Origin of the sequence: Streptomyces griseoloalbus (assembly GCA_014650015.1) — a bacterium.
Taxonomy (GTDB): domain Bacteria; phylum Actinomycetota; class Actinomycetes; order Streptomycetales; family Streptomycetaceae; genus Streptomyces; species Streptomyces griseoloalbus.
In genome coordinates this window covers 1-507 of sequence record BMUD01000190.1, presented here as the reverse complement: position 1 = coordinate 507, position 507 = coordinate 1, and the positions used below count along the sequence as shown (strand labels likewise).

Annotated in this window: 1 protein-coding gene; it reads right to left on the bottom strand. The window is 39.1% G+C overall.

Translation table 11 applies throughout. The features are described 5' to 3' along the window. A partial coding sequence (locus IE178_RS37315) for a DUF4372 domain-containing protein (RefSeq protein ID WP_193515135.1) occupies window positions 1-439 on the bottom strand: 439 nt, incomplete at its 3' end. Window positions 440-507 lie beyond the last annotated feature (68 nt).

Genomic DNA, 507 nt, shown 5'->3' with positions numbered 1-507 from the left:
CCTTATGCTTACGGAATTTAGCCCACCAGAACACCTCCAGACATAGGTCTATCGTTGTAGAATCAAACGCATAGACATTACCTCCTATATTGAAGATATTTGTCTTCCGTCTTGTTCTTGCCTGCTCGACCATATAATATGCGAAGTCTTCAAAGATATGGTAATCTCTATTCTCGTTAGCTTTCGAAAGATTGCTGCGAGTAACTGATTTGCCAAATCCAAGATGATACCACTTCTCTTGATGTGCTTGCAATGCAACAATGAGGTCTCGAAGACTTTCACGATTACATAGCTGTCCAAACATCATTGTGAGGAGTTGGTTCCAACAAGTGAAAGACTTGACGTATTTGTCGCCTTGATACTTGGCAACAATGCGGTTAAACTTGCTTCTATCCAAGAAGGAGGTAAGCTGAGAGAATACATATTTATCTTTGAACATAACATAAAGATATGAAAAAAGATTGTAATTCTCGTCATTTCAAGTCCGTTCTCTCGGTTTTTCTCTAC